At 67.8% G+C, this 6441-nt stretch carries 5 protein-coding genes; 3 read left to right on the top strand and 2 right to left on the bottom strand.

Annotation, left to right across the window (positions count from 1 at the left end; genetic code table 11):
* Positions 1-45 precede the first annotated feature (45 nt).
* Positions 46-1506, bottom strand: a complete 1461-nt coding sequence (locus tag ACGG9C_RS16465) for a DUF1593 domain-containing protein (protein WP_194383864.1) — start codon at positions 1504-1506, stop codon at positions 46-48.
* Complete coding sequence (locus ACGG9C_RS16460) at positions 1503-2555, bottom strand: nucleoside hydrolase (protein WP_194383865.1); 1053 nt, start codon at positions 2553-2555, stop codon at positions 1503-1505. The genes ACGG9C_RS16465 and ACGG9C_RS16460 overlap by 4 nt, the downstream gene beginning before the upstream one ends.
* A 121-nt stretch (positions 2556-2676) precedes the next feature.
* Between ACGG9C_RS16460 and ACGG9C_RS16455 the strand changes: the two genes are divergently transcribed.
* From ACGG9C_RS16455 to ACGG9C_RS16445, 3 genes are all read left to right on the top strand, one after another.
* A complete protein-coding gene (locus tag ACGG9C_RS16455) occupies positions 2677-3978 on the top strand; it encodes a trehalase family glycosidase (protein ID WP_194383866.1) in 1302 nt (433 codons plus the stop codon).
* A 131-nt stretch (positions 3979-4109) separates the two neighbouring features.
* Positions 4110-5432, top strand: a complete 1323-nt coding sequence (locus ACGG9C_RS16450; RefSeq protein WP_194383867.1) for an ABC transporter substrate-binding protein — start codon at positions 4110-4112, stop codon at positions 5430-5432.
* A gap of 124 nt (positions 5433-5556) precedes the next feature.
* The gene (locus ACGG9C_RS16445; protein ID WP_071045007.1) at positions 5557-6438 is read left to right on the top strand and encodes a carbohydrate ABC transporter permease; all 882 of its coding nucleotides are present in this window, start codon (positions 5557-5559) and stop codon (positions 6436-6438) included.
* Positions 6439-6441 lie beyond the last annotated feature (3 nt).

The raw sequence follows: 6441 nt of genomic DNA, 5'->3' as shown, positions 1-6441 counted from the left end.
CCGCTCCGGCGTCCTCCCCGCGCGGAATCTCCTCTGGAGGCCGGGTCAGCGGACGGTGAGAATGACGCGCTGCCAGCTCGCGAGAGGGTGGGTCGGATGCCGATCACGGGCCTCGGCGATCACGTGCACCGTGGCGCCGGGCTCGGCATCGGCCGGGATGCGCACGCGCGCGCGGGCCTCACCCTCGGGTGAGTCCCCCGCCTCGAGCTCCGCGCGACGGCAGGTTCCGGCGTCGTCGAAGACCCACCAGTGCACGTCGACGCGGTCTCCGTCGGGATCGGTCGCCCGGGCGAGCAGCTCGACACTCTCCCCCGGCGCTGCCTTCCGATCGGCGGCGCCGTCGATCTCGATGCGCGGGTGGTGGTTCGCGGAACCGGCATCCGGCGTGATCGACCAGCGCAGGCGCGCGGCGAAGTCCGCCTGCGCGTCGGCGAACCATCGCGTGACCGAGTGCTCGTCGGCCTCATCGCCACCTCCGAAGATGCGCGCGTCGACCGTTGCCCACGTGTCGGGTCCGATGTCGGTGCGCTCCGCCCGCCCGCCCCACCCGCCGTAGGAGGGGTGCTCCCCCGCCCGCAGTCCCGGCACGAGCAGGTTCAGCATCGTGGTCGTGTCGCCCTCGGAGATCCACTCCCCGGCGGGCTGCGGCGGCATCCACACCCGGTAGCCGTCGGCGCGGAGTTCCTCGGCCGAGCGCCCCGAGAGGTGGAAGTAGTCGGTCGGGTCGCCGGGCACCATCTGGCGTCCGTCGCCCCACACCCGGTAGAGCGCGCCGAGCGTGCCGGCGCTCGTGACGTTCTCGCGCATCCATTCCGCCGCCAGCAGGGGGCGGTCCTCGTCGCGGATGGTCTCGCGGATCAGGTATCCCCACGCCATCGCAGCGGCCTCGGTCACGCGGATGTCGGGCCAGACGGGGAGGATGTAGTCGTCGTAGGTGGCATCCTGCGATGCGAACTTCGTCACGATCGCGCGGCGGGAGACGGATGCGCGCACTTGCGGCCACGCGGGGGTCTCGGCGTACCGCTCCTCGATCGAGCGGAGTGCGCGGGCGAGCGTGGCCGGTCCCGCCCACAGCTGGATGTGCACCGGGCGCGGGTCGTCGTCGAGCAGCGCGTCGGCGATCAGGCGAGAGCCGGGGGTGTCCGCGGACATGTCCCCCTCGAAATCGACGTTGCCGAAGCGGATGATCCCGCGGAGCGCGTCGGGGGACGGGTATCGGTCGTCGTGGACGGCGAGATTCGGGTACGCCTCGGCGTAGGCCTCGACGGCGTCATGGATGAATCGCTCGCCGGGCGCCCACCGCCACGAGGTCTGCGGTTCGGCGTATTCGCGGTCGGGCAGGAAGAATGTCGTGCCGGCGCCGTCGCCGCGCCAGTGGAAGCGGCTGCTCGCGTAGACGAGACCCTGCAGGTCGATGTCGTTCGTGTAGAGCAGCAGGCGCAGCAGGGAATTGAGGTCGTCGAGCTCGGGGTCGGCGGTGACGATCGTGCGGACGCGACCGCTCATGCGACGCCCTGCGCGGCATCCCGCCATTCGGCGAACTCGGCGAGCTTGACGAACATGTCCTCGAACATCATGCGCGTGTCGACCTGCGTGTACACGCGCATGGGTCGCGCGCCGGTGACCGCCACATACGATCCGTGGTCATCGAGAGCCGGAGTCGGCCTTTCGACGTACCGGCTCGATGACGGGTCGGGTTCGAACAGGGACTGCAGCGCAGTGAGCAGCACGAGGGGCGAGTCGCCGAGGGCGTAGGTCTCGGATGCCCCACCGAGGAACGATCCCGCCATCTCGACGATCGCGGCGATCTCGTCATAGAGGTATCGCCCGAGCGGGCCCGCCGTGGCCACCCGTCGCCGCAGCTCCGCGTCGGAGACGAGGCACTGCCGGTAGACGTCGCGCGGAACCTGCCAGATCGGAATCGCGGAGTGACCGAACACGACCTGACCGGCGACGACGTCGATGAGGAGGTTGTACTCGGTCTCCATCGCGTTCGGCGGCGGCACGGCGAGTCCCTCGTGCTCCTCTCCGCCGATCCAGATGAGGGTCATGCGCTGCGCGATCGCCGGCTCGGTCAGCAGCGCCGATGCGAGGTCGGTGAGGCCGCCGCCGGCGACGTAATACAGGGGCGAGGCGACGTCTTCGCGCATCGCCTCCGCGATGATGGCGTCGACAGCCGCCGACGGTCGAGGGGTGGCGGTGTCGGCGAGCGCCTCGTTCGATCCGCGGTGGATCACGTCGGTCGAGAGGAGCCCCATGCGTCCGAACACGTCGCGCACGATCGTCTCGGCGTTCTCGGCCGCCCGACCGGAGGGGTCGAACGGGTCGCCGTCGCGCAGGCGTGACGCGACGACGGCGCGGATGTCGACACCGGGCGAGAGGAGATGATGCACGAGCTGGTACAGATCGTCCGGGTCGCCGGAGAAGTCGTTGTCGATGATCACCCGCGCGTGCGGACCCGCGGCCGGCGGCAGCGTCCGCCACGGCGCCTCGCCCAGTCGCCAGGTCGGCGCGGCGGGCGGCGTGATCCGATCAGCGGCGGGAATGCGGGTCATCGTCGGCCTCTCGTCGTGCGTCAACGCCCTCCGAGAGTACCACCGGTTGACCGGTTTTCCGCCTGCGCGGTGCGGTCAACCGGTTGAAAGCTTTCACTCGTTCGCGCAAGAATGAGCGGACGTGCGCAGCCGCACGCCCCGACACGGAGAGACGACGATGCTCGAACGATGGATCCCCCTGCTCACCGACTACATCCACGCCCACGCCTCGGAGATGACACGAGAACCGGGGGGCGTGCTTCAGCACCCGTACATCGTTCCCTCGAGCCCGCACTCGCCCCTGTACTCCGATGCGCTGTGGGACTGGGATTCCTGGACGATCAGCATCGCCCTCGGGCAGGTCGAGGTCGACACCGATCGCGTCGGGCACTACTTCGAGTACGAACGCGGCGCCATCGTGAACTTCCTCGAGCACAGCGACGAAGACGGCGTGATGCCGATCCAGCTGAGCCCGAAAGGGTCGCTGACCCACGGCGACGCGGGCCGGGAGGGCGGATTCCGGCAGAACATGCACAAGCCGGTGCTCGCTCAGCACGCGGCGATGCTGTCGCAGCGCACGGGCTCGGCGGAGTGGGCGCGGCCGCATCTGTCCGCCATCACCCGCTTCCTGGAACGGTACGTCGAGAGCCACGTGCACACCGAGACGGGATTGGCCTACTGGCAGACCGACTTCGCCGTCGGCGTCGACAACGACCCCTCGGTGTACTACCGGCCCGACGCGAGCACCGCGGCGGTCTACCTCAACGCCCTGCTGTACCGGGAGTTCCTCGCCTTCGGTTACCTGCTCGAGCAGACCGGTGACCTCGACTCCGCGAACCGTTGGCGTGGCCGTGCGAGCGACCTCGCGGACGCCCTGCACCGCCACGCCTGGGATGAGCGCGACGGCACGTTCTACAGCGTCGATCTCACCCTTCGGCCGATCGACGCCGACGACTGGCTCCATCGCGGAGCTCCGCGGCACTGGTCTTCCCTTCCGCTGCGAATCGACAACTGGTCGAGTTTCCTGCCGATGTGGGCGGGCATCGCCACCGCCGAACAGGCCGCCCGCATGGTCGAGCGCTACCGCGACGACCGCACCTTCCGCGCCCCCTACGGCATCCGCACGCTCTCGCGGTTGGAGAAGATGTACGACCTGCGCGCCTCGAACAACCCCTCCAACTGGCTGGGCCCCGTATGGGGCATCAGCAACTACCTCACCTTCCGCGGCCTCGTGCGGTACCGCTACCTCGACGACGCCCGCGAGCTCGCGGAGAAGACGGTGCGCCTGTTCGGCCAGGATCTTGACGCCAACGGATCACTCCACGAGTACTACAACCCCGATAACGGCGACCCGATCATCACGCACGGATTCCAGAACTGGAACTTCCTCGTCCTCAACATGATCGCTTTCCTCGAGGGCCGTCGCGCCGTCGCAGAGTTCTGAGCGCAGCGCGGCATGCGAACATATTGTGACGTTTCAGTAACACGGCCCCGCGACGTTGACAGCCCGCCGAACAGTGACCTAGCATCATATTGAAACGTCTCAAAGACGATGTCACCTTTCAAGGAGGAAACGTGTCCACAGCAACGCGCCGGGGTACCCGAACCCCGCTGAGAAGCCTCGCTGCCGTCGCCGGCGTCAGTGCCCTCATCCTCACCGGCTGCGCGGCCGGTGACAACGGCGGAGGGGAAGCGAGCAACCCCGAAACGCTCGAGTTCCTGAAGAACGCCGAGAACACCACCACCGAGCCGGTGCTGCAGGCCCTCGCCGACGGCGGCGTGTGCGCCGACGCCAACGAGGCCGCCCCGCTCGAGATCAACTCCATCCCCCAGGCCGAGCTCGACGCCCAGGTGCAGCTGCTCGCCACCCAGGACAGCCTGCCGCCGATGTTCTCGGCCGGCGGAAACCCCGCGGAGGGTCAGAAGCTCTGGGACGCCGGCTACCTCGTCGACTTCGACGAGGCCCTCACCGAGCTGGGTGTGCGGGACAAGATCGCCGAGGGAGCGGTCTCGACCATCGAGAAGCTTTACGGCGGGGCCTTCAACTTCCTGCCCTTCCAGTACAACATCGAGGGCATCTGGTACAACAAGGCCGTCTTCGAAGAGAACGGCTGGGAGATCCCCGAGACCTGGGACGACCTGCTCGCCGTATCCGCCGAAGCGGCTGCCGCCGGCTACACCCCCCTCGCCGCCTCGGGCGAGCAGGGCTGGCCGCTGACCCGCCTCATCAGCGGGTACATCTTCCGCGATCTCGGCCCCGACGCGATGCAGAAGGTCGCCGACGGAGACGCCAAGCTCACCGACCCCGAGTACGTCGCCGCCGCCCAGGCCGTCGCCGACCTCGGAGCCGACGGCTACTTCGGCGACAATGTCGCCTCCCTCGACTACGACGCCGCGACCAACGAGTTCCTCACCGGCAACGCCGCGATGATGTACATGGGCAGCTGGCTGCTGGGCAACATCAACGGCGAGGGCAACGCGATCGGCGCCGACAACGTCGGATTTTTCCCGTTCCCCACCGTCTCCGGCGGCGCCGGCTCGATCGAGGAGTACCCGTCGAACGTCGGCCTGCCCGCCACCTTCAACGCCTCCACCTACTCGGCTGACAACAGCGTCGGCGCGTGGCTCGAATGCATCGCCTCCGGCTACGGCGACGAGGCCCTCAAGCAGGGCCAGATCACCGGCTTCATCGCCGATGAAGAGGTCGAGCTGCCCGCCATCTCGCAGGAGATCGCCGACACCATCTCCACCGCGACCGACAGCGTGCTGTGGTTCGAGGCACTGTTCAACGCCAAGGCATCGAACGTCTCGTCGACCAACGCGGCGCTGCTGGTGACCGGCCAGCTCTCGGCGGACGAGTTCATGAACCTCGTCCAGACGGCTCTCGACGAGGGCTGATCACCGCCCTCCCGGTGCGCCCGACATTCCGGACGCACCGGGAGGCTTCCCCCCGTCGGCCCGTCGTTCCGGCAGGATCCGTCACAGCCCCCCCCCCCCCCCCGAACACGAAAGGCCGTACGAGATGAAGTCCGTCCTCGGCGACCGCAGAGCCATCCTGCTTCTGCTCACCCCGGCACTGGTGGTGTACACCCTCATCATCGTCGTTCCGGTCTTCTGGTCGTTCGGCCTCACCTTCTTCACCGGCGGCATCCTCGAAGGCTTCAGCTTCACGGGGCTGTCGAACTTCGAAAGACTCTTCCGCGACCCGTACGTGCTGGACGCCCTGTGGTTCACCCTCAAGTACGCGTTCCTCGTCACCGCCCTGCAGGTGGTGGTCGGATACGGACTCGCGCTGCTGTATCACTTCGTCCTCAAGAAGTCGTCGGTGGTGGTTCGCACGCTCGTCTTCTTCCCGGTCGTGCTGCCCACCGTCGCCATCGCGATCCTCTACCAGAAGCTCTTCCAGTCGGCTCCGTCCGACGGCCTCGTCAATGAGCTGCTCGTGAACGTCGGACTCTCCGGCATCGACTGGCTGGGCGCCGGCGACACGGCATTCGTCGTGATCGTCATCATGGACGTCTGGCGTTCGGTCGGCTTCTACGGCGTGCTCATCTTCTCGGGCCTGCTCGACATCCCCGACGACATCATCGAATCCGCGCGCATCGACGGAGCCAAGACCTGGAGCCTGCTGCGCAACATCGTGCTGCCCATGTCGCTGCCCATTCTGTTCGCGTCGTTCATCTTCTCCATCAACGGCACGATCAAGGTCTTCGACTCCGTCTTCGCCCTCACCGGCGGAGGCCCGGGCAATTCGACGACCCCGCTCACGCTGTACATGTACCGCACCGCGTTCCAGTTCAGCGACTTCGGATACGGCTCCACGATCGCACTCCTGCTGACGATCATGTGCCTCATCCTGACCCTGGCCATCTTCCGCTCGTCGCGCCGCGACAACACGGTCTGAAAG

The organism is Microbacterium sp. MTN4-26 (assembly GCF_042846595.1).
GTDB lineage: Bacteria > Actinomycetota > Actinomycetes > Actinomycetales > Microbacteriaceae > Microbacterium > Microbacterium luteum.
The sequence above is the reverse complement of the archived record's forward strand: the minus strand, read 5'-3'. Positions and strand labels throughout refer to the sequence as shown.

Excerpts from the sequence above, each read along its gene's own strand:
- ACGG9C_RS16465 (WP_194383864.1), bottom strand. The coding sequence starts at position 1,506 with ATGAGCGGTCGCGTCCGCACGATCGTCACCGCCGACCCCGAGCTCGAC.
- ACGG9C_RS16460 (WP_194383865.1), bottom strand. The coding sequence starts at position 2,555 with ATGACCCGCATTCCCGCCGCTGATCGGATCACGCCGCCCGCCGCGCCG.
- ACGG9C_RS16445 (WP_071045007.1), top strand. The coding sequence starts at position 5,557 with ATGAAGTCCGTCCTCGGCGACCGCAGAGCCATCCTGCTTCTGCTCACC.